Source organism: Bifidobacterium saguini DSM 23967 (assembly GCF_000741715.1).
In the GTDB taxonomy this organism is placed as follows: Bacteria; Actinomycetota; Actinomycetes; order Actinomycetales; family Bifidobacteriaceae; genus Bifidobacterium; species Bifidobacterium saguini.
On record NZ_JGZN01000005.1, the window covers coordinates 40,627 to 66,911 of the forward strand.

Here is a 26,285-nt window from a genome sequence, read left to right on the forward strand (position 1 = left end):
CGGACCCTGCCGTGTCCGTTCCATTCGCATCATAATCAGGAGACATGATGGCAAGAACCGCACACATTGTTCGCGAAACCAGCGAATCACACATCGACCTTGAACTGAACCTCGACGGCACCGGTCAGACCGATATCGACACCTCGGTGCCGTTCTACAATCACATGATGAATGCGCTCGGCAAGCATTCGCTGATCGATCTGAAGATTCACGCTCACGGCGACACCGATATCGACGTGCACCACACTGTGGAAGATACCGCCATCGTGTTCGGCGAAGCATTGAAGCAGGCGTTGGGGGACAAGCGCGGCATCCGCCGCTTCGCCGACGCCACCGTGCCGCTGGACGAAGCTCTGGCCAAGGCTGTGGTCGATATTTCCGGTCGCCCATACTGCGTGTGCTCCGGCGAGCCCGAAGGCTTCGAATACTGCATGATGGGCGGCCACTTCACCGGCTCGCTGGTTCGCCATGTGATGGAATCCATCGCCCTGCACGCTGGTATCTGCCTGCACATGCAAGTGCTCGCCGGCCGCGACCCGCACCACATCGCCGAAGCCGAATTTAAGGCACTGGCCCGTGCTCTGCGCTTCGCCGTTGAACCCGATCCGCGTATCGAAGGCCTGATTCCGAGCACCAAGGGAGCCCTGTGATGGCCGACAATACCGACGATAAGAACCCGGATAACGAATCGCATTTCTCGGACGAAGAACTGGAAGCGGCCCTCGCTGGATTCGAAAAGGAATTCGCTGACGAGGATGCTAACAAGGCTGATGCTACTGATGCTTCCGGCGAGGCAGCTACCACTGCCTCCACTGACGATGTGGCTAGCGTAGCCGATGCCGTCAATGAAGCAATGGCCGATGTAATCGACCCATCAGTCGGATTCGACAACGAACTTGCCGGATTGCTCGGTAACAAAGCCAAGATTGCACTGATTGTCACCCGCATCGCTGCTGCCGATCTGCTGGCTGCATTCTGCCAGCTTTCTGACATCTCAGCCGAATGCATTGGCTCCAACCAAGGTGCCGTTGCGGTCCTGAAGAACCTCGACGGCGACGGCCCTGAGGCTGCAGCCAAGGATTTGACCACTGTTGTATCCGGTATGGCTGTAGTACTTGCAGTGAATCGTGCGGATAAGCTCGAAGCTACCATGTACATGCAGGGCGAAGCCGGCCAGACGTTTGCTCCACCAGTGCTGTTCAATTCCACACCACGATTCGTGGAGGATTTGATGCTCGGCATCGTGACGCTGGTGCAGCTCAAGAGCCAAGGATTCGAAGTCGTGAATTCTGCGGAACTTGACCATGATCAGGCAATGGAAATCATTGCCAAGCACACTAAGCAGGGGCGAGCAGGTCGCGGTTCGCGCATCGAATAATCATACGGAAATCACAAGGTAGGGGAGAAGCTTATGACCACGGCAGTTGTATTTGACTACGGTTTTGGCAATGTTCGCTCTATGGTGCGTGCATTGGCAAACCTTGGTGTGGATACCACGTTGACTTCCGATTACCGTCAGGCGCTTGAAGCAGATGGCCTCGTGGTGCCGGGCGTTGGCGCATTCGCAGCATGCATGGAAGGCTTGAAGCAAGTGGATGGAGATCGCGTCATCTATGATCGCATCCGTGCTGGCCGCCCGGTGCTCGGCGTATGCGTAGGCGAGCAGATTATGTTCGAGCATGGCACCGAGCACGGAGAGCAGGCGGAAGGCGTCGGTCTGATTGGCGGTTCCGTGGACCCGCTGGATGCTGACGTGGTGCCGCATATGGGCTGGGACACCGTCGAAGCCGCAGAAGGTTCCGTGCTGCTCAAGGGTGTGGAACATGAGCGCTTCTACTTCGTGCATTCCTATGCGGCCATGGGCGTGAGCGAGGCTGATACCTCACGCTTCTCCATCGACCTGAGTGGCGAGCCCGAACGTGTGAGTTGGTGCCAGTACGACCGCTCTCGATTCGTAGCTGCTTACGAACGCGGCCCGCTATTCGCCACTCAGTTCCATCCGGAAAAGTCCGGTGAGGCCGGTGCCCAGCTGCTGAAGAACTGGATTGCCACGCTGTAAGCACTTGGCTGCAACAACCTGCTGCTAGGTATTCAAGAAAGGTGTATTTGAATATGTCATTGACTCTGCTGCCCGCCGTTGATGTGCGCGATGGCAAGGCCGTGCGCCTACGCCAAGGCGAATCCGGTTCCGAAACTGATTACGGTTCCCCGTTCGAGGCCGCTCGTACGTGGGTCGAGGCCGGTGCCGAATGGATTCACTTGGTCGACTTGGACGCTGCATTCGGCACGGGCAACAACCGTGACCAGTTGCGTCAGATCGTGCACGAGCTTGGTGACAAGGTGAACATTGAGCTCTCCGGTGGTGTGCGTGATGATGACTCCTTGGATGCGGCTCTTGAAGCTGGTGCCGCTCGCGTCAACATTGGCACTGCGGCTCTGGAGAACCCGGATTGGACCGCTTCGGTTATCAAAAAGTATGGCGACCGCGTGGCCGTTGGCCTTGATGTGCGCGGCCATACGCTGGCTGCACGCGGCTGGACCCGAGAAGGCGGCGACCTGTTCGAAACCATGAAGTTCCTGGACTCCGTGGGCTGCTCCCGTTATGTGGTAACCGATGTGGCTAAGGACGGTATGATGTCCGGTCCGAACATCGAATTGCTGCGCGAAGTGGCCGAACGCACCGATGCCAAGGTGACTGCATCCGGCGGCATCTCCAAGTTGGATGATTTGCGCGCCATCAAGACCCTGGCTGACTTGGGCGTGGACGCCGCAATCCTCGGCAAGTCCCTCTACGCGCGTGCCTTCACCCTCCAGGAAGCGCTGGAAGTAGCGAAGTAAGCCACGAATATAGAAACTCATCGCATGATGTGGGGTATTTCATCCGAGATACCCCACATTTTCATAGGTGGCAACGGACTACACGGGAAATTACACTCCTGGCGTCCATAATTCCGGTAATTATCCCCATCTTCCCGAATTTTGGATACTAAGAAAGTGTTAGCGTCCAAAAATTAGGAGATTTGCCTTAGCTCCCCGAATTATGGACGCTGAGTTTGTGTCAGTGTCCAAAATTCGGGGTGATGCTACTTAGCGCACGGCAGATCGCCGGACTTGATGAGCTTCTTGAATACGGCGTAATCCTCATCGTTCTGTTCGGCATAGCTGACGGCGAACGAGGCGATGGCCTGATCGAATTCGTCGGTGCCACCCATGTAATTGGCGATGGCGATGGAGTCGCCGGTACGGGCATGCGCATGAGCCAACGACCATGCGCACATGCGCGACAAATCACTTAAACCGGAAGCGTTGAGATTATCGATATCAATCGATCCCTTGCCGTTCCACAGCTGGCGCACATAATAATCGCGTTTGCGACCGTCTTCGGCCATGAAGCTGGACCAGCCCAGAAGCACATCGGCGGTGCTCTGAATCAGCTTCTGCCCCTGCACCACACGTTCGCCATGCGTGGCGTACTGGGAAGCGCCGCAGTAATGCTCGAGCACCGAATAGGTGGCTTCTTTCATCTGCAGCATCATCGGATCGTCGATATCGCGGGCGATCCATACAGACGTCCAAGCGCGCTGACCAACCGAACCGACGCCGACCACTTTGCGGGCGGAATCCTGATAACGCAAATGGTCGAACACCATGCGTCGATCGTCATACAAAGAATGACGATAGCTTTCCAGTAACGTATCGAGACGAGCCTGCAACGCTTCAGGATCGGCATAATCAGTGAGCTCGTTGATCGGCACCAATTCCGGAGGATTGGACTTGAAACGCAGTTTGCCGCCTTCATAACGGCATAGCTTCGCAGCTGCGGCATCGTTATCCTTCAGCAGGGCCTTCATCGCAGCCTCACGTAGCACCGGGCTGCGTTTGGATCCACTGGTCTCGAAACGATCCAACGTCTCCTCAACATCCAAATGCTCATACCAGGCATCCAGATAATCCATTTCGGAGAACCATTTCATGCGTTCGCGGTAGGTGCGCACACATTGCAGCACCGCGGCACGGCGATCCTTGGTCTTGAGTTTATTGGCACGTCCGCAGATCTCCACGGAAACGGCTAAGCGCTTCAAATCCCATTCCCACGGGCCAATGGCGGTTTCATCGAAATCGTTGATATCGAACACCAGTCGAGCGGAAGGGGAGCGGAAGATGCCGAAGTTGCCAATATGTGCATCGCCTACGCACTGCACCGGAATACCTGTCACCGGAGTAGATGCCAAATCATTAGTCATAATGAGTACGGTGCCACGGTAGAAGGTGAACGGGCTGACACTCATACGCTTATAACGCAACGGAATCAGCTCCGGTACGCGAATCGCGGACTGCTCCTCCAAGAGACTGATGGCTTCACGTCGTCCCTCGCGAACCTGCCAGATGGCATGCGATTCAAGCGGTGCCTTGCTGCGAGCCTCAATACCGGCACGAGAACGATCTCGTGGGTTGACGGCCTGTTGCCAGCTGGTCACATCAATGGGCGGATTGGCGGATGGTGTCAGATGGTCTTCGCTCATGGTCATCTACTCTAGCGCTGAACGTATATGGGATGTTAACGCGACTCGTAACACGGGTATGGAACTATAGGCCGTTATGGATAAACAGCAGGAGTTTGCACTGCGCACGGTCGAGGAACGCGACGTGCGCTTTATTCGTCTTTGGTTTACGGATGTGCTGGGAACACTGAAATCCGTGGCCATTGCTCCGGCCGAACTGGAAGCCGCATTTGAAGAGGGACTCGGCTTCGACGGTTCCGCTATCGAGGGCATGACTCGAATTTCCGAAGACGATATGATCGTTCAACCCGATCCGTCCACCTTCCAGATCCTGCCGTGGCGTGGCGGCCCTCAGGGCACCGCACGCATGTTCTGCGACATTCTGACTCCAGACGGTGAGCCGTCGCTCGGCGATCCGCGCCATGTGTTGAAGCGCGCGCTCGCCAAAGCCAAGGACAAGGGCTTCACGTTCTACGTGCACCCGGAAATCGAGTTCTATCTGTTCGAAAGCCAGGACGATTGGTCCAAGGCCCCGACCCCGATCGACGAGGGCGGCTATTTCGACCATGTGCCGCGCAGCCCAGGCATGGACTTCCGCCGCGCCACCGTGAACATGCTTGAGCAGATGGGCATTTCGGTGGAGTACTCGCATCATGAGGCTGGCCCTGGTCAGAATGAGATCGATCTGCGTTACGCCGATGCATTGACCACGGCGGATAACATCATGACCTTCCGTACGGTGGTCAAGGAGATTTCCTTGGAGCGCGGCATCCACGCCAGCTTCATGCCGAAACCTCTGGCCGACGCACCGGGCTCGGGCATGCACACTCACCTGAGCCTGTTCGAAGGTGACTCCAACGCGTTCTACGAGGCCGGCCAGGAATTCAACATGTCCCTGACCGCCCGCCAGTTCGCAGCTGGCATTCTCTACCATGCTGCGGAAATCTGCGCCGTGACCGACCAGTATGTCAACTCGTACAAGCGTCTGTGGGGCGGTAACGAGGCGCCGAGCTACATTTGCTGGGGCCACAACAATCGTTCCGCACTGCTGCGTATCCCGCAATACAAGCCGGGCAAGGGCAACTCCGCTCGCATGGAGTTCCGTGCGCTCGACCCGGTGGCCAACCCGTATCTGGCCTACTCGGTGTTGCTGGCCGCAGGCCTCGATGGTATCGATAAGCAGATGCAGCTGGGCGAACCTACCAGCGATGATGTTTGGGAGCTCACCGATGGTGAACGTCAGGCTATGGGTATCCAGCCGTTGCCTCGCTCGCTTGACGAAGCCCTGAAGATTATGGAGAAATCCGACTTCGTGGCAGATGTACTCGGCGAACATGCGTTCGGCTACTTCCTGGACAACAAGCATCAGGAATGGGAGGAGTACAACCAGCAGGTGACTCCGTTCGAATTGAAGAAGTACCTGCCGAAGCTGTAACCGCTGATTGGCGCTCATGCTAAAGGTCCTTGAATCTCAAGATTCAAGGACCTTTTTGATTACTCCAGTTGGAATGTTTTGCTTTCGGGTTTGCCGTTGTCGTAGGGCGTGAATGTCACGGTAATGGGAGATGTCTCGTCCCGCAACTCTACCGCGTATTGGACGGTGGCTTTCACCCCTGGTTGGCTGTTAAGTATATGGCCGTTATCCACGAACCCCTCAGGATTTGTGAGATAGTACGCGTTATCCAGCTTCACTCCATTTTGTGTAACGGATACGTCACCGAAATAACTCAGCGAAGCATTGTTGCCTGTGTCATTAATCCAATCAATCGAAACAATGGCTGACGGATTATCCATTGCGTCTGCGGGGCCTCGTTGTGCGCCGGCGAGTGCATAGAAGAATTGGTCATATTCCGTTTTGCGAGAGTCTTCATGTTTTTGCGGTCGCTCTCGGTTGCTTGTGGCACAGGAGCCAAGGTGCTGGTGTTCACCTGCGTCCAAGGGCCGTCACTAACGTCGCTGTTCGGCGTGAATGCGGACACAATCAGAGGGCTTTCCCGGTACCAGGTGGATCGATCGCTTTGCACGTATATGGGTGAGGACTTATCGCGCAATGTAAATGCCAGTGTTGTATTGAATTCACTGCCTGGTTTGACTTCGGTTTGAGCGGATTCATAGCTGTACCCAGACACTTCAGTGCTTTTGGAGAAGGTGATTTCTCCGAGTTGCAAACCGTTCTGATATACCTCAGGATGAGTCAGTGTATCGAAGGCCAAGGCTTTTTTGCTGGTATTCGTCCAATTGAATGTCACGATAACCGTAGGCCGCCCGGTGAAATCATTTGGGCCGGATTTGGCGGAAGCAATGGTGAGCACGCCCTGGGGCTTACCCGAAACGTCAAGTACATCACTGGTTTTCTCAACGGTTTGATATGAACCGTCATCCGTGCTGTTGCTGCTATCGGTACTGCTGGAGTAATCATCATCGCTTGCATTGCCGGAGTCCTTGCCGGTGGCGGTGTGAGCACTGGAACTTGATGAATGCACAATGGAGCCAAGCCAATTATTGGCAGTGTTGAGAATTGGATCGGCGAGCCCCCAAAGTACGGCGAACACAATAATCATCCAGAAGAATGCGTGACGCTTCTTCCGTGGCTTGGTGGCATTCTGTCGAGCCACTACCGGATTGGGGCGGCGATTGCTGCCATGCCCGGAAGGGCTGGGATGTTGAGTTTGTGTATTGCGTTGCCTGTTTTGCTGACGATGGGATTGCGCGCGTTGTTGTGACGGCTTCCGCTGCTGCCCAGAAGTCTGTGAAGACTGTGCTTTTGCTGGCTTGCGGGAAGCGGCGGCCCATTCTTTGGCCCGTCTTTCTGCCGCTTCGTGCATCTGATGCTTGGTCTCTACGATTTCGGACAGATAATCAGCGCGTTGTGACGGGTCGATGTATGAGGGCAGCCCATCATCGAATGGGGAAACATAGTCATCATCGTGATTGAGTAGTCCCATAGCATCCCCCTCGGTGCATCTCCAACTGTGTTCACCATTCTACGGTCATCATTGCTGAAAACAAGGCATAGAGGCGGCTGACTTCCGCGTGTCTGATAAGCGAAGTTGTAGGGATAGACCAATACCATCAACTCGGACATAGAAATGCGGGGGAGATGGTAATGGCTGAGAAGACTCACACGGAACAGCTTCAGCACAATGACAATCAAACTGACAATCCGGCTGAGAAAAAGGGTGGAGACCGTTTCTTCACCTTGCCGGTGAACATTCTGATTTTCGCCAGCTTCATGCTGGGCATGAGCGAGTTCGTGGTGGTCGGTATTCTGCCGGATATTGCCTCTGGTCTGAAGGTTTCCGAGGTTACCGTGGGCAATCTGGTGGCTATTTTTGCTTTCGTCTATGCGCCATGCACGCCACTGGGCTCCGCCATTTCCGGCCGATTCCCGCGTTTTGCAACGTATCTGACGCTGATGGGTGTGTTCCTGGCAGGCAATATTTTGTGCGCATTTGCTCCGAATTATCCGGTGCTGTTGATTGCGCGACTGCTGATTGCATCGGTTTCCGGCACCTTGGTGGCCATCTCCATGACGTTTGCGCCGGACGTGACCACGGACAAGTACCGTACGAAATTCATCGCCTGGGTGTTCTCCGGCTTCTCCATTGCGTCGGTGGTCGGCGTGCCGGTGGGTACCTGGGTTGCGAACACGTTTGGTTGGCGTGTGACGTTCTACTTGATTTCAGTGCTGACGGTTGTGTTGTTGGTATTGATGTTTGTGGTGCTGCCTCGCAACAGCCATATTGTTAAGGTTGGATTCCTCTCCCAGTTCCGTCTGTTCTTCGACCGTCGTATTCATCTGGGCGTGCTTACCGTGGTGTGTGGTGCCGCATCCAGCTACGTGTTCTACACCTATCTGACGCCTATTCTGCGCGATGAGGTAAAGATGCCTGAGCAATATATCAGTTTGGGTCTTGTGGTGTATGGTGTGGCCTGCTTGTGGAGCAACCTGTATGCCGGCAAACTCGCCGAACATGGCAGGGGAGTGGAGCCGCTTTACCATCTGCGTTGGGTGTTCCTCGCTCATGCCGCACTATTGGCCTCGCTGGCTTTGGCTCATGTAGTGTCGATTTACGGTGCGATGGTACTTATCGTGCTCGGCATGTTCATGTACCTGTTCAATGCTTCTTCTCAGGTGCTATACATGGATGTGGCTGCGCAATCCCATCCGGGTTCGATGAATCTGGCCGCATCGCTCAATTCCATGTCATTCAACATCGGCATCGCCATCGGTTCCGCGGTTGGTGGCGTTGCCAATGATTTCCTGGGATTGACTTGGCTTGGCCCGGTGGGCGCGATTTTTGCGTTGCTGGCTATGGTGATGTCGATGATGCTTGGCCCTTATGTGGGCAAGCGTATCGAACGCTGAATCAACTATTAGCTGCGCGGGGAGCCGAACCAGCCTTCATAGATGATGGAGAAGTTGCGGTTGCCGTAGCTGGAGCAGGAGTCGCCTTCTCCCACACCGGCAGCCAGTGCGGCTTCATTCGGCTGGTACGGCGTATAGATGTACAGCAAAGCGGTTGCCTTGTTCTTGATGTAGACGTTCGTACCGCCGCATGATGTGTCAGGATGATACTGCACATAGTTAAGCGCGTTCGCATGGTAGCCGTAACGATCCTCGTGCGCAGTGTAATACTGGTATCGTTTGGCGGCACCATACACCTGTTTGAAGAAGCCGGCATACTCCGGGTCACAGTTCGCATCGTCCGGGCAACTTAATCCCATTGCTGCCTTGTATTGGAAGTCGGTGATTTCAGTGGCGGTAACCAGATGCTGTTCTTTTTGCAGAACGGTTAACAATACTTTTTGACTGATGCCGCATGTTTTGGCTGATTTGGTGATGATCGCCGCCGCAGTCTCGCCTTTGGCACCTTTATAGGCATCGCAATACTCGTCTGCAGGCTGATTCGTGGTGTCGAACGTTTTTGTTTTCAGGCATTCGCTGCCGGAACAATTTGCTCCCTGCTCGTCAAGAAAAGCCTGCACTTCGGATTCGCTCATCGCATTGCCATTGAAGAACTGGCCATCCGAGATAATATCGCCCGGATCAAAATCATATTCCTGCGTAAGCTGCAGCTGGCGAGTTTCAGCCTCCTTGACCTCAAGACGCCACTCAACGAAGCGCAAAGTACCCATAGCGAGCGCCATCGCGCAAACCACGGCAATGATGGTGAACACAACAGTCTTGATTTTCTTGCCAAGACTTGCATGCTTCCACCATTGCTTGAAGCTCAATGGCTTACGGCTCGCGGTTTTCTTTCCGCGAGCCTTGCCCTTGGTGCTGTTGGTGCGCTTGGTGGATTGTGCTTTGGACTGTGTTTTCGCCGGTGTTTTGGATTGCTTTGATTGCTTCGCCTGTGTCATCGCACGCCATTGTAATAGCCAACATTAAGAGCCCATTACGCTCGCGGTGAATCCGTATTGGCTAAGTAGCAAATGGTGCGTAGCTGATGGGTTTGGCATGTGTATCTTGACCGTAAGCTTGGCCGAACGGCCTTGAGTGTGTCGAGATACACATGCCAAACCCATCAGCGTCAGTCAGTAATCACGCAAGAACCTTTTTAATGCGGTTTAGGGATGCGGGGCCGTGGGTGCCGAGCTCCTGGGCCCATAGACTCACATAGAACTCTTCGAGCATCCACCGAGCCTGTTCGGCCTGTTTCATCAGTGCCTCATGCTTGGGTCCTGCCGGTTCCGCCTTGGCATGAGCCAAGGCCTTGTTCACCAGCTGCTTGGCTTCATCGGCTTGCCATGCCCATTTGACGTCACGGTTCTTATTGCTTTTCGCCTTGGTAAGACGCATCACATCGGCCTTGAGATATCGTGGCAACGACTTCAAGGCTTCCGGGGGAGTGCGGCCAATGAATCCGGGGTATACGAGCGTGGCGATATGGTCGCGAATGGATTGCAACACGGACAGCATCGGCAAATCAGCCTTACCAGACGTGGCTTTATCCGCTTCGGCATACGCTTTGATGATGTTGATCACGTCATGGGCTACCTGATAGACGGTATCCTCATAGACTTCGCGCACATCCAATACGGCGTTCGCAAGAGCCTCATCATCAGGCAGCGTGTCGACGTTGGGGAGCAGACGTTTGACTGTGGCCAGCTGCAGGTCCTCCACAAGTTCCTTAGTGGACTTATAAGGGGCTGCGGCCAACATTAATGCTTCCGTGCCAAGCCAGCGTGAAGAGACGCGTTCGGAGGGCAGACGCAGTGCATCCAATGCGCCATGCCAGAGCATGTCGGCACGAGACTGCGTGGTGGCGCCGGCCTTGTGCAGCAAATTGGCTTGGCTTACCAGATTGCCTTGTTTCGCTGCCTGATCGGCTTGTTTTTTCACCATTTGGCGAGCTGAAGCCTCGGCTTGAGCCGCATACTTGCGCTGCAAATCCTTGAGATTTTTGGCGCTGTCCAGTACCTTGACCTGGCTGCGTCCACGGCGACGTCCATGAGACTGTTTGGGCGTGGGCGTCTGCTGTTCCACCGAGAACGTGACCTTGAGATACGGCTGCAGACGGTCCATCAAATCCAGTCCCAATACTTCCGGATGAATCTGTGCACCCACGGTGGCGATGGCGGCCTTGGTAAATACGTGGGCCAGATCAGGCCAGCCGGTTGTTTCGCCATCCTCGCTGGCTGGAGCAAGATTCGGCTTCTGCTGTGAACCGGAGCCAGGCAAATTAGGGTAGTGTTCATCAATCCATGCGCGAATCGCGCGAGCTGCATCAGGTGCTGGCACGAACTGCACGCGCAGTTGCTTGGGCAGTGCCTTGATCATCGCGAGAATCAGTTCATCCAACAGGCCAGGCACATTCCATGTGAACTGGGCTGGCGTGATACGGGAGAGCGCTTTCAACGGCACATGTACGGTCACGCCATCCAGTGGATTGCTGGGGTCGTAAATATAGCTCAAACGCAAATCGATGGGTTGGCCGTCAGTGCCGATGGTGTGCCAATGATCGGGGTAGTCGTTGAGACTCACGGATTCGCTGGCCGACAGTCGTTCCACTTTGGCAGGGTCGAACGTGAGCAGCTCGGGCTGCTTATCGTGCTCGACCTTCCACCATTTCGCCAAATCGGCCACTGACGTCACATCAGCGGGAATCACCGCATTGTAGAAGTCGAACAAATCCTCATCGGATACGGTGTCCGCCAACTGACGGGTACGGCTGGCATCCTCGGCGGCATCCTCAAGAATGTCACGGTTGGCGCTAACAAAATTGTCATAGCTGAAACGCTGCTGGATATCACCTTCCACCAAGCCTTGGCGCAGCAGAAAATCACGAGCCTCCAGCGGATTGATACGCCCCCATTGCACAGTGCGATCCTGCACAATTGGCAAACCATACAACAACACGCGTGCAGTGGCTACCGCCGAACCGCGTGAACCGGACCAATGCGGTTCCGCATACGTGGTGCGCGTCAACTGACCGGCCAACGGCTCCGCCCACGCCGGGTCGATGGCCGCGGAATAACGAGCCCACAGACGGGAGGTTTCCACCAGTTCCGTGCTCATCACCCAAGACGGCGTCTTCTTAGCCACAGCAGAAGCTGGGAACAAGGCGAAACGAGTACCTCGCGCACCTTGATAGTCATTCTTCGACTGCTTCTGAGCACGTTTCATTGCACGGGCACGAGCCGCACCGGTAAGACCGGCAAAATCGGAAGCCTTAAGCGTGCGAATCACCTGCATGCCCATCATCGAAAGCAAACCGGCGAGCATTGATTTATGAATACCATCCGCATCCCAAGCGCAGCACAACGAATGTGCCGGCTGCTGATTCAATGGCAGTTGGCGAATCTCCAAACCTGGGCGAGTGGAAGGCAAGGGATCACCGACCTTGAACTTGAGCTCTTTGCACATTTGCCTCAGCTGGGAAACTAAATCCTTCCACTGGCGCATGCGAAGCCAGCTGAAATACTCGGTTTTGCAGATGCGGCGCAGAGCATTATTGCTCGGATCACCATCTGCTTGGAACACGCGGTCCCAAATGTTCAACGCGGTCAGAAAGTCCGAAGTCTCATCCGCATACCGGTTATGGATACGATCGGCTTCCTCACGCTTATCATCCGGGCGTTCGCGCGGATCCTGCAAACTCAGGAAGGAGACCACAACCAGCACTTGGGCCAGAAGATTCGGAGAACCGGACTTCGCAGCCTCGATAACCATGCGGCCTAGTCGCACGTCAATCGGAATACGAGCTAACTGGCGGCCGATATGAGTGAGTGTCACCTCGCCGCGTTTGCGGCCAATCGCCTTCAACTCGGTCAGCTCATTGAAACCATCGGACACGGCCTTCATATCCGGCGGGTCGATGAAACCAAATGTGGTCACATCTTCAGCCGTACGCGCCACACCGACCGACAGCATGTGCAATACCACTGCGCCAAGGGAAGTCCTCAGGATTTCCGGCTCGGTGAAGCGTGGACGGGTTTCATAATCCTCGCGCGAATACAAACGGATGGCAATACCATCCGCCACACGGCCGCATCGACCACTTCGCTGATCGGCGCTGGCCTGACTAATCGGCTCAATCGGCAGACGCTGCACCTTGGCGGTCTTCGAATAGCGGGAAATACGAGCGGTACCAGGATCTACCACGTAACGAATACCCGGTACGGTAAGCGAGGTTTCGGCCACATTGGTGGCAATGACAATGCGCTGATGCGTATGCGGCTCGAACACCTTATGCTGGTCGGCGGAAGACAAGCGCGCGAACAACGGCATGATTTCGATAGCATCAGGACGGCGCATATCATCGGCACGCGGACCATAATGATGCCTCAGCGCCGCTTCGAACTCGTGAATATCGCGCTCGCCGGAAGCGAACACCAAAATATCGCGAGGACCACGTTCATGAGAGGAATGAATGACCAGCTCCGCGCAGGCGCGTGCTACAGCGGTAGGCATATCAGTAATGCCGTCATCCTCATAACTCTTACCGGAGCGGCGGGAACGCGAACTATCCGCATCCGACTCGGCGATGGCGCTCGCCAGCTCCTCATAATCAGCGTCTCCCGGGCGGGCACCAGTGGCGAAACCAGGCACTTCGCGCATCAATGCGGGCGCGGTTCCAAGCGGCTCATACACCACCTGCACCGGGAAGGTGCGGCCGGAAACCTCAATCACCGGCACCTTTTCGTGCAGCGCATGTTCGAAATGCTCTTTGAACTTCACTGAATCGATGGTGGCGGAAGTAATAATCAACTTCAGGTCGCGCCGGCGCGGCAGCAGGGCGGTCAGGTAGCCGAGCAGAAAATCAATGTTGAGGCTGCGTTCGTGCGCCTCATCGATGATGATCGTATCGTACTTGGAAAGATTCGGATCGCGTTGAATCTGGGCCAGCAGAATACCGTCCGTCACCACCCTCAAACGGGTGTTCGGGGAACTCTCATCGGTAAAACGAACCTGATAACCCACTTCATCGCCAAGCTGCACGCCAAGCTCGGAGGCGATGCGTTCGGCCACCGTACGCGCGGCAATGCGGCGAGGCTGCGTATGCACAATCTGTTTGCCATGCGTGCCTCGCCCTAATTCGAGCAGAATCTTTGGCAACTGCGTGGTTTTACCGGAGCCTGTCTGTCCGGATACGATAACGACTTGGGTGCTCTTAACCGCTTCGGCTATCTCTTCACGGGCAGCGGAAACGGGAAGTTCGGCAGGATACTCATATTTCATGACGAACTTCAATAATACGGAAGCCCTTGGAGCTCGCGTATTTGCTCACCGTGAACTCGGCCCCCAATGCTTGAGCAAGCCACTTGATCAGCGAATCAGAGCCAAGATTCTTCTGCACCACCAGATATGCCGCGGCCCCTCGCTTCAACTTCGGCAGCCAAGCCATCAACAGGGTGTGCAAGGCTTCCTTGCCGATGCGAATCGGTGGATTCGACCAGATGGCATCGAACTCAAGACTCTCGGGAACACTGGTCGCGTTCTTCGGCTGGCGGTCCTGAGGCAGGGGAATGCTGGATTCATCAACCTGCGCAATATGTACATTGGCGCAGCCATTGTCGGCGGCGTTGGTTGCCGTCAAATCAAGCGCGCGCTCATTGACATCAACCGCCCACACGTTGGCGTTCGGAGATTCAAACGCCATAGACAATGCGATAGGACCCCAACCGCAACCCAAATCAAGGAAATCGCCCTCTTCAGGCAGTTCCGGAGCATGACGCAGCAGCACTGACGTGCCCAAATCAAGGCGTGAACCGGAAAACACGCCGTTGGACACTTGAACGCTGGCCTCATGGTCGCGCAACGTCACATGCAACGTGCGGCGTACATCCTTGGATGAAGGCTCCGCGGAGAAATACTGCTCTGCCATACTGTGCTCCATTTCCGCGGGATTCCCGCATACCATTGCTGTTCGTCTGTGTGCATTGTCTTGCCGCCGATGCCCGTGTGCCGGGCATGTCACCTCACCTGATGATAATAAGGAGCCATAGAAGAATCGTGAATCACCGATGTGAATTGATATGAGAGGTGTTTTTGAGCGACAACAACCAGTACACCGATATTGACCGCGGCAGCTCCAGCGTAACCTCTCAAGGCGTGCTCTCCTCACAGTCAGACGTGTTGCTCGACAGCAACCAGCAGCCGGCCGGCTGGCATGAGGACACCAACCAGGAATGGGAGGAACGCGAGGCTCGCAACGAACTCAAACATGTGGCAGGTCTCGGTGAGCTCGAAGACGTTACCGAAGTTGAATACCGTAAGGTCCGTCTGGAACGCGTAGTTTTGGTAGGCGTATGGTCAAGCGCTGTGACCACGCAAGCCAAAGCGGAGGAATCCCTGCGAGAACTGGCCGCGCTCGCGGAAACCGCGGGCGCCGTGGTGTGCGATGGTTTGCTGCAACACCGGTTAAGGCCTGACTCGGCCACGTATGTGGGCTCCGGTAAAGCGCGAGAGATCGCTGATATCGTGGCGCGCGAGGAGGCCGATACCATCATCGTTGATGATGATTTGCCGCCATCACAGCGCCGTGCCTTGGAAGACGCCGCGAAAGTCAAAGTGGTGGACCGTACGGCCGTGATTCTTGATATCTTCGCCCAGCACGCCACTTCTCGCGAAGGCAAGGCGCAGGTTGAACTCGCCCAATTGGAATACATGTTGCCGCGTTTGCGCGGTTGGGGCGGGTCGCTGTCTCGTCAGGCAGGTGGCCGTGCGGCTGGCGCGGATGCTGGCATCGGCTCCCGAGGCCCTGGCGAAACCAAGATTGAAATGGACCGTCGTGTGATTCGCACGCGTATTGCAAGACTTCGCCGCCAGATTCGTGAAATGGCCCCGGCTCGCGAAGTCAAGCGTGGCTCGCGTCGTCGCTTCGGTTTGCCGACCGTGGCAGTGGTGGGCTATACCAATGCCGGCAAATCCTCGCTGACCAATCGCCTGACCGGTTCTGCCGAATTGGTGGAGAACGCGCTGTTCGCCACTTTGGATACCGCGGTGCGTCGTGCAAAAACCCGAGACGGTCGTTTCTACGCCTATGTGGATACGGTTGGATTCGTGCGCCGTCTGCCCACCCAGTTGGTGGAAGCGTTCAAATCCACGTTGGAGGAAGTGGCCGAAGCTGATGTAATCGTGCATGTGGTGGATGGTTCGCATCCTGATCCGTTCTCGCAGATCGATGCTGTGAACGATGTGCTGGCGGATATCGAGGGCACGGCTTCGATTCCACGCATCATCGTGTTCAATAAAGCTGACCAAATTGATGAGGCGACTCGGGAGCGTCTATCCGCGCTGCAGCCTGATGCCTTCATCGTCTCCGCATATAGCGGCGAGGGCATTGATAAGCTGCGCGATGCCGTAGAGGCGTTGCTGCCGGTACCACATGTGCATGTCAATGCATTGCTGCCGTATACGGCGGGGTCGTTGCTGTCTCGTGTACGCGAATATGGCAAGGTGAGCAAGGTGGAATACCGTGATGACGGTGTGCTGCTGGAGGCTGATGTGGACTCGCATTTGGCGGCAAAAGTCATTGAACAGTCAATCGATTAACGTGATGAAAGTCACATATAGATTGTGAGCGCTAACAACCATTGGGAATACAAGGTTTTCTGATTTTCGTAGCAAATTTTTGGGAGCGCAAACGTCTAACCGGGTTTATAAAGTAAAACCGTTAGTTACATGGCCTGCCATTCTGCAGACCGCCTTTGAAGAGAGGTTAATCCATCATGGCGGAAACTACCGTTAAGCCCACGAAGCTTGCAATCATCGGTGCTGGTGCTGTTGGCTCCACTCTCGCATTCGCTGCCGCACAGCGTGGCGTTGCCCGCGAGATCGTGCTTGAGGATATCGCTAAGGAGCGCGTGGAGGCTGAGGTGCTCGATATGCAGCACGGCTCCAGCTTCTACCCGACCGTGTCCATCGACGGTTCCGATGATCCTGAGATCTGCCGCGACGCTGACATGATCGTCATCACCGCTGGTCCTCGCCAGAAGCCGGGTCAGTCCCGTCTGGAGCTCGTTGGCGCCACCGTCAACATCCTCAAGGCCATCATGCCAGGCCTCGTCAAGGTCGCTCCGAACGCCATTTACATGCTCATCACCAACCCGGTTGATATCGCCACCCACGTTGCCCAGAAGATCACCGGCCTGCCGCAGAACCAGATCTTCGGCTCCGGCACCAACCTGGATTCCGCTCGTCTGCGCTTCCTGATCGCCCAGCAGACCGGCGTCAACGTCAAGAACGTTCACGCCTACATCGCTGGCGAGCACGGCGATTCCGAAGTCCCGCTGTGGGCTTCCGCCACCATCGGTGGCGTTCCGATGTGCGACTGGACCCCGCTGCCGGGCCACGAGCCGCTGGATGCCGCTAAGCGCGAAGAGATTCACCAGGAAGTCAAGAACGCCGCCTACAAGATCATCAACGGTAAGGGCGCCACCAACTACGCCATCGGTATGTCCGGCGTTGACATCGTTGAGGCCGTTCTGCACGACACCAACCGTATCCTGCCTGTTTCCTCCATGCTCAAGGACTTCCACGGCATCTCCGACATCTGCATGTCTGTGCCGACCCTGCTTAACCGTCAGGGCGTTAACACCGCCATCAACACCCCGGTGTCTGACAAGGAGCTCGCAGCCCTGAAGCGTTCCGCTGAGACGCTGAAGGAAACCGCCGCCCAGTTCGGCTTCTAATCAATATTTGATTGATGGAGCGTCTTCGTTGTCGCTGCTTGCTCGACGTACCTTTGTACGCCTTCGCTCGCGCTCCTAGAAGACGCACGCATCAATCAAATATTGATAGCTAATAGCTGTAAATAATCGCCACATGGAATTGTCCATGTGGCGATTATTTTTTGTGATCAGCTACTTGTGGAGGTCGCCAGCTGAGGGGGTGGTGTAACCTTCCGGTTCGAGTTGGAACGTGGTGTGGGGCACTGAGACCGGGAAGTGCTCACGTAGACAATCCTGAAGCTGAGCCAATACTTGGGCCGCCTGCTCCATTGTCAGATCCTTATCCACCACCACATGGGCCATCAGAATCGGCATTCCGGTAGACACCGTGCTGGCATGAAGATCATGCACGGCAATTACATGCGGCACACTTTCCAGATGCGTGCGCACAGCATCCAAATCAAGACCCTTCGGTGTTTCCTCAAGCAGCACGCGTACAGCATTGTGCAACAGTTTGATGGCGCGCGGAATCATCAGTAGCGCAATAATCGCGCCAGCCACGGCATCAAAGCCCTTCCAGCCGGTAGACATCATTACCAAAGCAGACGTCACCACGGCCACCGAGCCAAGCGCATCATTCATGACTTCCAGAAAAGCCGCCTTCATATTCATGTTGTCTTCCCGCTGAGACGCCAGAATGAAGATAGAGATGATATTGGCGCTCAATCCCAGAATGCCTACGAAGAGCAACAAGCCGATATCATCGATTTGATTATGCGAATTGCCGAATAAACGCATTCCGGCTTCAACCAATGCATAAATGCCAACAATCAGCAATACCAATGCGCCAGCAGCAGCCGTCAAAACCTCCAGACGAGCCCAGCCCCAGGTTCGAGTGTTGCTTGGCTTGCGTTGCATCAGAATGGCAGTCACCGTGGAAGCGATAAGCACCGACATGTCGGTGAGCATATGGCCTGCGTCCACCAGCAATGCCAACGATTCAGTGAGAAACGCCGTGACCGCCTCAATCAGAAACACCGATGCAGTTACGGACAACGTTGCGATAAGTCTGCGCTGATGGGCTTTGGCATGTGCCACGGAAGTTGGCGAAATAGATGCATGTGTATGGGGCATGGTGTGATGCGCTCCTTTAACGATATCAAGATGAAATCGCTTCTCAATACCATTTGCGTTACGGTTCATATATGGAGAAACCCCGGCGTGGAACCGGGGTTTCAATGCTGCCTGACAGTGTAGCACGTATTGCGATGCATGCGTCAGAATGAGGACGATCAGAAAATCGAGATGAAAATCAGAGCTTGCGGAGCACTGTTACCACTTTGCCCATAATCGTGGCATGCGTGCCATCGATGGGGGAGTAAGCGGGATTATGAGGCATGAGCCAAACGTGCCCCTGCTCTTTGCGGAATGTCTTCACCGTAGCCTCATCATCCAAGAGCGCAGCCACGATATCTCCGTTCACCGCGGAATTCTGCTCTCGAACCACCACATAGTCCCCATCGCAGATAGCGGCATCAATCATTGAATCACCGTGAACCTCCAACATGAATAATGTGCCAGAGCCAGTTAGCCGTTCCGGAAGGCGCATAACATCATCAATATGTTGCTCGGCGGTAATCGGTACGCCGGCTGCGATGCGCCCCACCAGAGGAACATCACGAGATTCGCTGATGGATTCAGCCGGGAACTGGAAAATCTCGGCCGATGATGATTCCTTCGTTTGGCTGTCCTGCGACGCAGGATATTCATGTTCCCGCTGGGAGGCAGGGGAGGTGCTGGGGGCGATTACTTCAATCGCGCGACCTTTATTGGCGTTGACGCGAATAAATCCTTTTTCCTCGAGCACCTGAAGCTGATGCTTAACCGATGAAGGGCTTTTAAGACCGGCTGCAGATCCGATTTCGCGGAACGAGGGCGCGAATCCCTGCTCTTCGATATGAGCTCTAATGGCGTTCAAAACCTTGCGTTGACGATCGGACAGTGAGGCTTCGTCTGGTGCGCCTTTGGGAGAAAAGGGGATGGTGCTCACGTCAGGGCTCCTTTCATGCTTTCTCTAGCATAACGTGTCATTCACAAAAAATCAAACATCTGTTCGAGTTCTGTGCTTGACTAATTCGAACAGATGTGCAATGCTATGAACAGATGTTCGATAGAACACCTGTTCGAGAAGGGTGGCTGTGATGAATAGTCCAAACGCAATGGTGATTGTTCACCATCCGAAGATGCGCAATGTTGCACATCGCTATGACGAGACAATGCGAGCTATGGTGTCACTCCAGCATGAATATAAACAACGCCAGCGGCGACGTCATGTGATATTAGCGATGTTGTTGGCTGTGGGGTTGGCTTGGGCTGGCATTGGCGCGTGGTCGGCACGGCCCGCGCAGTCGAGTACCGGAGCTACCCAAGTAACCAGCTATATTGTGAAACCGGGGGACACATTATGGTCGTATGCATCCTCCATCACACCGAAAGGTCAGGATGTGTCAGAAACCGTGGATGAGCTGATTGAATTGAATGATTTGGATTCTGGTGCATTGCAGGCGGGTCAGCGAATTATTGTTCCCAATGAATGATGCGAACCACCTGTATTCGGTTTTTCTCCACGGTCACGTTATTCTAGGTGGCATGCATTGTCCTTTTTGCCAGAACCCCGATACCAAAGTTATTGATACCCGTATCAGCGAAGACGGTCATTCCATTCGCAGGCGTCGTGTATGCCCGAAATGTAATAGACGCTTCACCACATTGGAGACCAGTATGCTTTTGGTCACCAAGCGCTCTGGTGGAGCTGAGCCTTTCAGCCGTGACAAGGTGATTAATGGCGTGCGGAAAGCTTGTCAAGGCCGTCCGGTGAAAGAAGAAGACCTGAAGGCCTTGGGGCAGAAAGTCGAAGAGGATCTACGTTCCCGAGGTCTTGCGGAAGTTACATCGGACGAGGTGGGCAAGGCCATCCTTAAGCCTTTGCGAGATTTGGATGAAGTGGCGTATCTGCGCTTTGCCAGTGTGTACCAGGATTTCTCTGGTTTGGAGGATTTCCAGCGTGCCATTAACGAGTTGCGCAACGACAGATAGCGAAATAGCAGAATAAAGATTGGCCGGTCCCTGAATAAAACAGGAACCGGCCAACTCATAGCATGCGATGCGCGGTATCAGTTGGTAACGCGCATGCGAATCGTGCCTTCGATATTACGCAAGGCTTCCAAGGTTTCAGTACTCGGCTTAGATGCTACATCGGTCACCACATAGCCGAGCTCACCTTCCGTGGCCAGAGACTGGAACGAAATATTGATATTCTCATTGCCCAGCACATGGTTCACGCGAGCAAGCACGCCAGGAAGATTCGCGTGCAAGTGAGCAATACGGCAAACGCCCTTGCAGCTGCCGAGATTAATCTGCGGCAGGTTCACAGATAGGGATGTGGAACCGTTAAACCAATAATCCTCGAGTCGCTGAGACACAAAATGACCGATGGATTCCTGAGCTTCCAGCGTGGAACCGCCAATATGCGGCGTGAGAATCATATTGTCCTCGTCAGCCAGCGGGGTGTTGAATGCATCGCCGCTCTTCTTCGGCTCGACAGGGAAGACATCAACCGCCGCACCGGCCAGATGGCCGGAATCCAGATGTTGCTTCAATGCGTTCAAATCAGCCACAAAGCCGCGAGACAAATTGATGAAGATCGCATCCTGCTTCATATGGTCGAACTGATCTTCTCCAAAGAATCCGGTGTTTGACTTACGACCGTCAACATGCAGCGTCACCGCATCAGACTGCTCCAGCAGCTCGTTCAATGTGGCGCAACGATGAGCATTACCCAGGGCCAATTTCTCTTCAATATCGTAGAAGACCACGCGCATACCCAATGCTTCGGCCAGGACCGAAAGCTGAGAGCCGATATTGCCGTATCCGATGATGCCTAACGTCTTGCCACGTACCTCATGGGAGCCGGCTGCGGACTTATCCCAAACACCATGCTTGATATGGTGCGTATGGGCCGGAATGCGGCGCATCAGGCAGATGATGTCGCAGATAACCAATTCCACCACGGAACGAGTGTTGGAATATGGGGCGTTGAACACCGCGATGCCATGCTTGCCGGCATAATCCAAGTCAACCTGATTCGTGCCGATGCAGAAGCAGCCGACGGCACTCAAATTGGGGCGTGCCTCCAAGACACGGGCGGTGACGTTGGTTTTGGATCGCACTCCGACCAAATCCACGCCATCGAGGGCGTCAATCAGCTCGTCCTCGCTCAGAGCGCCCTTCATCGTTTCGACTTCAAAACCATGATCGCGTAACGATTGGGCCGCATCTGGATGAATATTTTCCAATAACAATGCTTTCGGCATGCTTTTCACCTTAGATGTTCATGGACTGTTCGTCCGCTTTTGTCCGAACTATAACCAGTTTCTGGGTTGGCCTGGTCATTGCCACATACAAGTCAGATGCGGCCACCAAGCGGCTCGGGGCGTCATCTTCAATCATGGCCGGTTCGGCTACCACCACGGCGTCGAACTCCAGGCCCTTAACGGTTTCCGTGCCGCACACGCTAATCTGTTCATCCCATTCAGGCTGATCAATCAGACGCTGATACTCCTTGGAATCGAGCGCACCGGATAGAGATTGACGTACATGCTGGCGTACCGGTTCAATCAGCGAATCCGGGCAAATGATGGCAATGCGGCCGGTACCGTCCGTGGAGACGAAATGATGAGCAAGCTGAACCGCTTGATCGGCAATGGCTTGCAGCAGCGATTCCGTATCGTCAACGGTATGGCGAGACACCGAGCCCGGCACATCGCGCACAGCATGCACGGTCGAGATGTAGAGTCCTTCGTTCTGGGCGAACTGGGAAGCAAGATCGGAAACCGCCTGTGGATTGCGGTAATTAATGGTCAACTCGTTGAGATCCCAATGTTCCGCTCCAAACAGACGATTCATTGTCTTGTCCCAGCGGCGGGTTCCTCCCAGAGCGGAGGTTTGTGCCACATCACCCACAATGGTGAACGAACGCGAAGGGCAGCGGCGCATGAGCATACGCCAATCCATAGCCGTGAGCTCCTGCGCCTCATCAACCACGATATGACCATAAGTCCATTCGCGGTCGGCGGCGGCACGTTGCGATGTCAGCTCCGCGTCAGTGCCATTCATTTGGTCAAGAAGCATCTGGCTGGAAACAATGCCTTGGCCGAGACCGGTGGCGGCCAGCGTATCCTTGGCATATTGTTCTTCTGCAGCGCGGCGAGCGTCCGCCGCCGATTTGCGGGCTACGACCTTGGGATCGGGGCCCAGCAATTCCATAGCCTCATCCAGCAGAGGAATATCGGATTTAGTCAACGGTGAGCCCTTTGGCCTGGCAAGAGCGCGAATATCATCGTCGGACAGCCAGCCGGCAAGCGACTTCAAACGTTCCGGGTGCGCGAATAATTGATCGATCAGCCAGGGGCCGGTCATTGGCAGCCAGCACAGGTTCAGTGTTTTGCGCACGGTATCGTTCATGCGCAGTAATTGCATGGCCCGATTGAGCTCAGCTTGGTCCGGTGTATAGTCCAGCTGTTCGGCATACCGGCGCTGCATGCTGGAAAGCATTGAGCGAATGAACGTTTCACGCGCCTTGTTATGCGCTTGACGAGTGCGCTTGGCGTCGGTCTGCGCCTGCTGAATATCCACGGCAAGCATCGGTACCTGAATGCCGCTGATGGTCACTGTGGGCAGGTTCGCCGGTATGCGAATACGCGAGGCGATGGCATTGGCCACGACCTGCGCCATACGACGGTCTCCCTTGAGCTTGGCGGTATAAGGGGTGTCTGTGGCGGTGGCGGTGATGCCGGGGATAAGGTCGCTGATGGTGCGAGACACCACACCGGTTTCACCCAATGAAGGCAGCACCTGATCGATGTAATGCAGGAACGCCGAGCTGGGGCCCACCACGAGCACGCCGGAACGTTCCAGAGTGCGGCGATGAGTGTAGAGCAGATACGCGGCGCGATGCAGGGCCACGGCGGTTTTACCGGTGCCAGGGCCGCCTTGAACAACCACGGCGCGGTTCATATCGGAACGGATGATGCGGTCCTGCTCGGCCTGAATGGTGGCGACGATGTCGGTCATTTTGCCGGTGCGTCGTGAGCTGAGGGAAGCCAGCAATGCGCCTTCGCCGGTGAGGGTTCCGGCCGAGGAGGCTTGCCCCACCTGATCGGAATGAACGTCGAGCACTTCATCTTCGACGCCTACTACATTGCGGAAGCTCAAGGTGATATGGCGGCGCATCACAATATTGCCATGATTGGAAGGCGTTGCCTCATAGAACGGCCGTGCGGCTTCGGCTCGCCAGTCGGTCAGAATCGGTTCGTGATCGGTGCTGGATAGGCCGATGCGCCCGATGTAGTGGCGGGTGCCATCTTTGGAATCGAGGCGGCCGAATACGAGGCGATCCTCGACACTGCGCAATTGGGTGAGGCGATCCTCATACATTGTGGCAAAGGAATCGCGTTCGGTACGCTGCGTGGGCGATCCGTGCGAGCCTGCGGCGCGTACGGTATCCAAACGCTGCCACATTTCGGCACGAAGGTCATCAAGACGTCCGTAGGCGCGATCAACGGCTTGTTGTTCCTCATGCAGCTGTGAGGCGTAACTCGACATGCTTCTCTTCGTTTCCATTTCTTCGAGGTCAACACTTTAAGGCACTCAAATTTACCGCACGCCCCCTACCGGAATGCTCGGTGAGCTGAATGGGTGCATGAACTTCCGGTGAATTCGTATTCCGCCATGCCTGATGAAGGCATGCGCTGGCATGCTGGCGGTGGGGCGGCAGCTGCTAGCAGTGGATGGTGGCGATTTAAGGGTGAACTCCGCCGTTTTCCGCTTGAGGGATTTGTGCTGAACCGGCTATGGAAGCGCGCCGACACGCACGGACAAGTGAAATTCTTCGTAAAAGGATGAGCAAATTGTGCATCAGTGGGGAAAAATGGGGAATGGTGGGGTAAAGTGGTGAACCAGTTGGCAGGAGTGTACCCAAACGCGTGAATAAGGAGGTGGAGCCGTGGCTGGTGAACAGACCTCACAGGACGCTCAAACCTCCGGGAATAGCTCCACTGGAATCTCCGATCTCCTGTCAGGACTGCCACCGCTGCTTCTCGGCACATACACTCCAAAAATCGACGCCAAAGGGCGTGTGGCACTCCCCGCAAAATTCCGTGCTCAGCTTGGAGCCGGTCTGGTCATGGCCCGTGGCCAGGAACGATGTGTATATCTGCTGCCCTTCGATGAATTTCGCCGTATCGCTGCACAAATTCAGCGCACCTCGGTGGGCAATAAGGCAGCGCGCGAATACCTGCGTGTGTTCCTTTCCGGTGCCGTCGATCAGGAACCGGATAAGCAGGGGCGTGTGGTTGTGCCGCAGATGCTGCGCGATTACGCCAACCTTGGCTCAGACATCGTGGTTATTGGCGTTGGCACGCGTGCGGAAATCTGGAACAAGGACGCTTGGGAGGCTTACCTCGCACAGAAGGAAGAGGACTACGCCGATATCGCGGATGACGTATTGCCGGAGGTTGAATTCTGATGACTGATCTGACCACTATTCACCAGCCAGTGCTGCTGGAAGATTGTGTGCACTTGATGGCACCCGCCTTGGCGCATGAAGGTGCTATCGCAGTAGACTGCACGCTCGGTCTTGCCGGCCACTCCACAGCGTTCCTGAAAGCCGCTCCCAATGCTCGTCTTATCGGTATCGATCGAGATAGCGAGGCACTGGGCTTGGCCACCAAGCGAATGGAGCAGGAAGGTCTCGCCGACCGATTCATTCCGGTTCATGCCGCATTCGATCAGCTTGATCAGGTGCTCGAGAATCAAGGCATCGAACGTGTGGACGCGGTGTTCATGGATTTGGGACTGTCCAGCCTCCAGATCGATGAGGCGGACCGTGGCTTCTCCTACTCGCATGATGCTCCGCTTGACATGCGTATGGACGTCAGCCAAGAGCTGACGGCGCAGCGTATTCTCGCCACATATGACGCTCCCGCATTGGTGCGTATTTTCAAAGAATACGGAGAGGAACGTTTTGCACGCCAAATCGCTCGTGCCATTGTCACCGACCGTGCTAAGGAACCGCTGACCACCACGGGGCAGCTCAATGCTCTGGTGGAGCGTGTGGTTCCCAAGGCACATCGACCGGCCGGCAATCCCGCCAAACGAGTATTCCAGGCATTGCGCATCGAGGTCAATGGCGAATTGGCCAAACTCGCATCCACATTGCCTCAGGCTGCAAACCGCCTCAATGTGGGTGGGCGTTTGGTGGTGGAGTCCTACCATTCGTTGGAAGACAAAACCGTTAAATCGTTCATGGCGAATGGGTTGAAGATTGACGCGCCCGCCGATTTACCGATAGTCCCTCCGGACGCGCAGCCTTTCTTCAAGGAATTGACTCGTGGTGCCATTAAAGCCGACGAACAGGAAATCGCGTCGAATCCACGCTCCGCATCGGTCCGATTGCGTGCGGTGGAACTGATTAGACCTATTCCGGATCGATGGCGTACCCGTTTTGAACATATGGCCGAGCATCCGGATGACACTCATGAATCTGGCGGCCGGCGCGGCGGAAAACATACTAACAATCGCAACACTTCGAGGAGAAACTAA

21 protein-coding genes and 1 pseudogene are annotated in these 26,285 nt (G+C 55.3%); 12 read left to right on the forward strand and 10 right to left on the reverse strand.

Going from position 1 to position 26,285, the window contains the following annotated elements; translation table 11 throughout:
• Nucleotides 1–47: 47 nt before the first annotated feature.
• From hisB to priA, 4 genes are read left to right on the forward strand one after another with little or no spacing between them, the layout of a single operon-like run.
• The gene (gene hisB, locus BISA_RS02380; RefSeq protein WP_033890012.1) at nucleotides 48–650 is read left to right on the forward strand and encodes an imidazoleglycerol-phosphate dehydratase HisB; all 603 of its coding nucleotides are present in this window, start codon (nucleotides 48–50) and stop codon (nucleotides 648–650) included.
• Nucleotides 650–1,378 carry a hypothetical protein gene (locus tag BISA_RS02385; RefSeq protein WP_033890013.1) on the forward strand — a complete coding sequence of 243 codons (729 nt, stop codon included), beginning with the start codon at nucleotides 650–652 and terminating at the stop codon, nucleotides 1,376–1,378. The genes hisB and BISA_RS02385 overlap by 1 nt, the downstream gene beginning before the upstream one ends.
• A gap of 33 nt (nucleotides 1,379–1,411) precedes the next feature.
• On the forward strand, nucleotides 1,412–2,059 hold the full coding sequence (gene hisH / locus BISA_RS02390; protein WP_033890014.1) for an imidazole glycerol phosphate synthase subunit HisH: 648 nt from the start codon (nucleotides 1,412–1,414) through the stop codon (nucleotides 2,057–2,059).
• 53 nt (nucleotides 2,060–2,112) lie between these two features.
• Entirely contained in the window at nucleotides 2,113–2,838 is a 726-nt protein-coding gene (priA, locus tag BISA_RS02395) for a bifunctional 1-(5-phosphoribosyl)-5-((5-phosphoribosylamino)methylideneamino)imidazole-4-carboxamide isomerase/phosphoribosylanthranilate isomerase PriA (RefSeq protein WP_033890016.1), read from the forward strand.
• Nucleotides 2,839–3,083: 245 nt separating this feature from the next.
• Here the strand turns inward: priA and BISA_RS02400 are convergent, their stop codons facing one another.
• Nucleotides 3,084–4,523, reverse strand: coding sequence for a DUF2252 domain-containing protein (locus tag BISA_RS02400; protein ID WP_033890164.1), 1,440 nt, complete (start codon nucleotides 4,521–4,523; stop codon nucleotides 3,084–3,086).
• 76 nt (nucleotides 4,524–4,599) lie between these two features.
• Between BISA_RS02400 and glnA the strand changes: the two genes are divergently transcribed.
• A complete protein-coding gene (gene glnA, locus BISA_RS02405; RefSeq protein ID WP_033890017.1) occupies nucleotides 4,600–5,937 on the forward strand; it encodes a type I glutamate--ammonia ligase in 1,338 nt (445 codons plus the stop codon).
• A 59-nt stretch (nucleotides 5,938–5,996) separates the two neighbouring features.
• On the opposite strand, the gene BISA_RS13565 is transcribed toward glnA, so the two are convergent.
• Nucleotides 5,997–6,440 (reverse strand): DUF5067 domain-containing protein, encoded by a 444-nt coding sequence (locus BISA_RS13565; RefSeq protein WP_081889979.1) that lies wholly within the window; start codon nucleotides 6,438–6,440, stop codon nucleotides 5,997–5,999.
• A 92-nt stretch (nucleotides 6,441–6,532) separates the two neighbouring features.
• Nucleotides 6,533–7,447, reverse strand: a pseudogene (locus BISA_RS02415) (DUF5067 domain-containing protein); the annotation flags it as partial.
• A gap of 161 nt (nucleotides 7,448–7,608) precedes the next feature.
• Here BISA_RS02415 and BISA_RS02420 point away from each other — a divergent pair.
• Complete coding sequence (locus BISA_RS02420) at nucleotides 7,609–8,871, forward strand: MFS transporter (protein ID WP_081889986.1); 1,263 nt, start codon at nucleotides 7,609–7,611, stop codon at nucleotides 8,869–8,871.
• Between the two features lie 8 nt (nucleotides 8,872–8,879).
• On the opposite strand, the gene BISA_RS02425 is transcribed toward BISA_RS02420, so the two are convergent.
• From BISA_RS02425 to BISA_RS02435, 3 genes are all read right to left on the reverse strand, one after another.
• Nucleotides 8,880–9,869, reverse strand: a complete 990-nt coding sequence (locus BISA_RS02425) for a hemagglutinin (RefSeq protein ID WP_237746071.1) — start codon at nucleotides 9,867–9,869, stop codon at nucleotides 8,880–8,882.
• 181 nt (nucleotides 9,870–10,050) lie between these two features.
• Nucleotides 10,051–14,190 (reverse strand): DUF3418 domain-containing protein, encoded by a 4,140-nt coding sequence (locus BISA_RS02430; protein ID WP_033890020.1) that lies wholly within the window; start codon nucleotides 14,188–14,190, stop codon nucleotides 10,051–10,053.
• Nucleotides 14,180–14,836, reverse strand: coding sequence for a class I SAM-dependent methyltransferase (locus tag BISA_RS02435; protein WP_033890021.1), 657 nt, complete (start codon nucleotides 14,834–14,836; stop codon nucleotides 14,180–14,182). Before BISA_RS02435 ends, BISA_RS02430 begins: the two co-directional genes overlap by 11 nt.
• Before the next feature lie 164 nt (nucleotides 14,837–15,000).
• On the opposite strand from BISA_RS02435, the gene hflX reads away from it, so the two are divergent.
• Together hflX and BISA_RS02445 are read left to right on the forward strand one after the other, a co-directional pair.
• A complete protein-coding gene (gene hflX / locus BISA_RS02440; protein WP_033890022.1) occupies nucleotides 15,001–16,506 on the forward strand; it encodes a GTPase HflX in 1,506 nt (501 codons plus the stop codon).
• Between the two features lie 176 nt (nucleotides 16,507–16,682).
• Complete coding sequence (locus tag BISA_RS02445; RefSeq protein ID WP_033890023.1) at nucleotides 16,683–17,645, forward strand: L-lactate dehydrogenase; 963 nt, start codon at nucleotides 16,683–16,685, stop codon at nucleotides 17,643–17,645.
• A gap of 171 nt (nucleotides 17,646–17,816) precedes the next feature.
• Here BISA_RS02445 and BISA_RS02450 read toward each other — a convergent pair whose 3' ends face one another.
• On the reverse strand, nucleotides 17,817–18,758 hold the full coding sequence (locus BISA_RS02450; RefSeq protein WP_033890024.1) for a cation diffusion facilitator family transporter: 942 nt from the start codon (nucleotides 18,756–18,758) through the stop codon (nucleotides 17,817–17,819).
• A 178-nt stretch (nucleotides 18,759–18,936) separates the two neighbouring features.
• Nucleotides 18,937–19,674 (reverse strand): transcriptional repressor LexA, encoded by a 738-nt coding sequence (gene lexA, locus BISA_RS02455; protein WP_033890025.1) that lies wholly within the window; start codon nucleotides 19,672–19,674, stop codon nucleotides 18,937–18,939.
• A 226-nt stretch (nucleotides 19,675–19,900) separates the two neighbouring features.
• Between lexA and BISA_RS02460 the strand changes: the two genes are divergently transcribed.
• Both BISA_RS02460 and nrdR read left to right on the forward strand, forming a co-directional pair.
• Complete coding sequence (locus tag BISA_RS02460; RefSeq protein ID WP_237746080.1) at nucleotides 19,901–20,221, forward strand: LysM peptidoglycan-binding domain-containing protein; 321 nt, start codon at nucleotides 19,901–19,903, stop codon at nucleotides 20,219–20,221.
• Between the two features lie 52 nt (nucleotides 20,222–20,273).
• Entirely contained in the window at nucleotides 20,274–20,720 is a 447-nt protein-coding gene (gene nrdR, locus BISA_RS02465) for a transcriptional regulator NrdR (protein ID WP_081889987.1), read from the forward strand.
• Between the two features lie 77 nt (nucleotides 20,721–20,797).
• On the opposite strand, the gene serA is transcribed toward nrdR, so the two are convergent.
• Nucleotides 20,798–21,997, reverse strand: a complete 1,200-nt coding sequence (gene serA / locus BISA_RS02470) for a phosphoglycerate dehydrogenase (protein WP_033890028.1) — start codon at nucleotides 21,995–21,997, stop codon at nucleotides 20,798–20,800.
• A gap of 10 nt (nucleotides 21,998–22,007) precedes the next feature.
• Complete coding sequence (locus BISA_RS02475; protein WP_033890029.1) at nucleotides 22,008–24,287, reverse strand: HelD family protein; 2,280 nt, start codon at nucleotides 24,285–24,287, stop codon at nucleotides 22,008–22,010.
• A 457-nt stretch (nucleotides 24,288–24,744) separates the two neighbouring features.
• On the opposite strand from BISA_RS02475, the gene mraZ reads away from it, so the two are divergent.
• On the forward strand, nucleotides 24,745–25,209 hold the full coding sequence (mraZ, locus tag BISA_RS02480) for a division/cell wall cluster transcriptional repressor MraZ (RefSeq protein WP_051917314.1): 465 nt from the start codon (nucleotides 24,745–24,747) through the stop codon (nucleotides 25,207–25,209).
• Nucleotides 25,209–26,285, forward strand: coding sequence for a 16S rRNA (cytosine(1402)-N(4))-methyltransferase RsmH (gene rsmH, locus BISA_RS02485; protein ID WP_033890031.1), 1,077 nt, complete (start codon nucleotides 25,209–25,211; stop codon nucleotides 26,283–26,285). Before mraZ ends, rsmH begins: the two co-directional genes overlap by 1 nt.

Coding starts and splice junctions, on each gene's coding strand:
- hisB (WP_033890012.1), top strand. CDS start 48: ATGGCAAGAACCGCACACATTGTTCGCGAAACCAGCGAATCACACATC.
- BISA_RS02385 (WP_033890013.1), top strand. CDS start 650: ATGGCCGACAATACCGACGATAAGAACCCGGATAACGAATCGCATTTC.
- hisH (WP_033890014.1), top strand. CDS start 1,412: ATGACCACGGCAGTTGTATTTGACTACGGTTTTGGCAATGTTCGCTCT.
- priA (WP_033890016.1), top strand. CDS start 2,113: ATGTCATTGACTCTGCTGCCCGCCGTTGATGTGCGCGATGGCAAGGCC.
- BISA_RS02400 (WP_033890164.1), bottom strand. CDS start 4,523: ATGAGCGAAGACCATCTGACACCATCCGCCAATCCGCCCATTGATGTG.
- glnA (WP_033890017.1), top strand. CDS start 4,600: ATGGATAAACAGCAGGAGTTTGCACTGCGCACGGTCGAGGAACGCGAC.
- BISA_RS02420 (WP_081889986.1), top strand. CDS start 7,609: ATGGCTGAGAAGACTCACACGGAACAGCTTCAGCACAATGACAATCAA.
- BISA_RS02425 (WP_237746071.1), bottom strand. CDS start 9,869: ATGACACAGGCGAAGCAATCAAAGCAATCCAAAACACCGGCGAAAACA.
- BISA_RS02430 (WP_033890020.1), bottom strand. CDS start 14,190: ATGAAATATGAGTATCCTGCCGAACTTCCCGTTTCCGCTGCCCGTGAA.
- BISA_RS02435 (WP_033890021.1), bottom strand. CDS start 14,836: ATGGCAGAGCAGTATTTCTCCGCGGAGCCTTCATCCAAGGATGTACGC.
- BISA_RS02445 (WP_033890023.1), top strand. CDS start 16,683: ATGGCGGAAACTACCGTTAAGCCCACGAAGCTTGCAATCATCGGTGCT.
- BISA_RS02450 (WP_033890024.1), bottom strand. CDS start 18,758: ATGCCCCATACACATGCATCTATTTCGCCAACTTCCGTGGCACATGCC.
- BISA_RS02460 (WP_237746080.1), top strand. CDS start 19,901: ATGCGAGCTATGGTGTCACTCCAGCATGAATATAAACAACGCCAGCGG.
- nrdR (WP_081889987.1), top strand. CDS start 20,274: ATGCATTGTCCTTTTTGCCAGAACCCCGATACCAAAGTTATTGATACC.
- serA (WP_033890028.1), bottom strand. CDS start 21,997: ATGCCGAAAGCATTGTTATTGGAAAATATTCATCCAGATGCGGCCCAA.
- BISA_RS02475 (WP_033890029.1), bottom strand. CDS start 24,287: ATGTCGAGTTACGCCTCACAGCTGCATGAGGAACAACAAGCCGTTGAT.
- rsmH (WP_033890031.1), top strand. CDS start 25,209: ATGACTGATCTGACCACTATTCACCAGCCAGTGCTGCTGGAAGATTGT.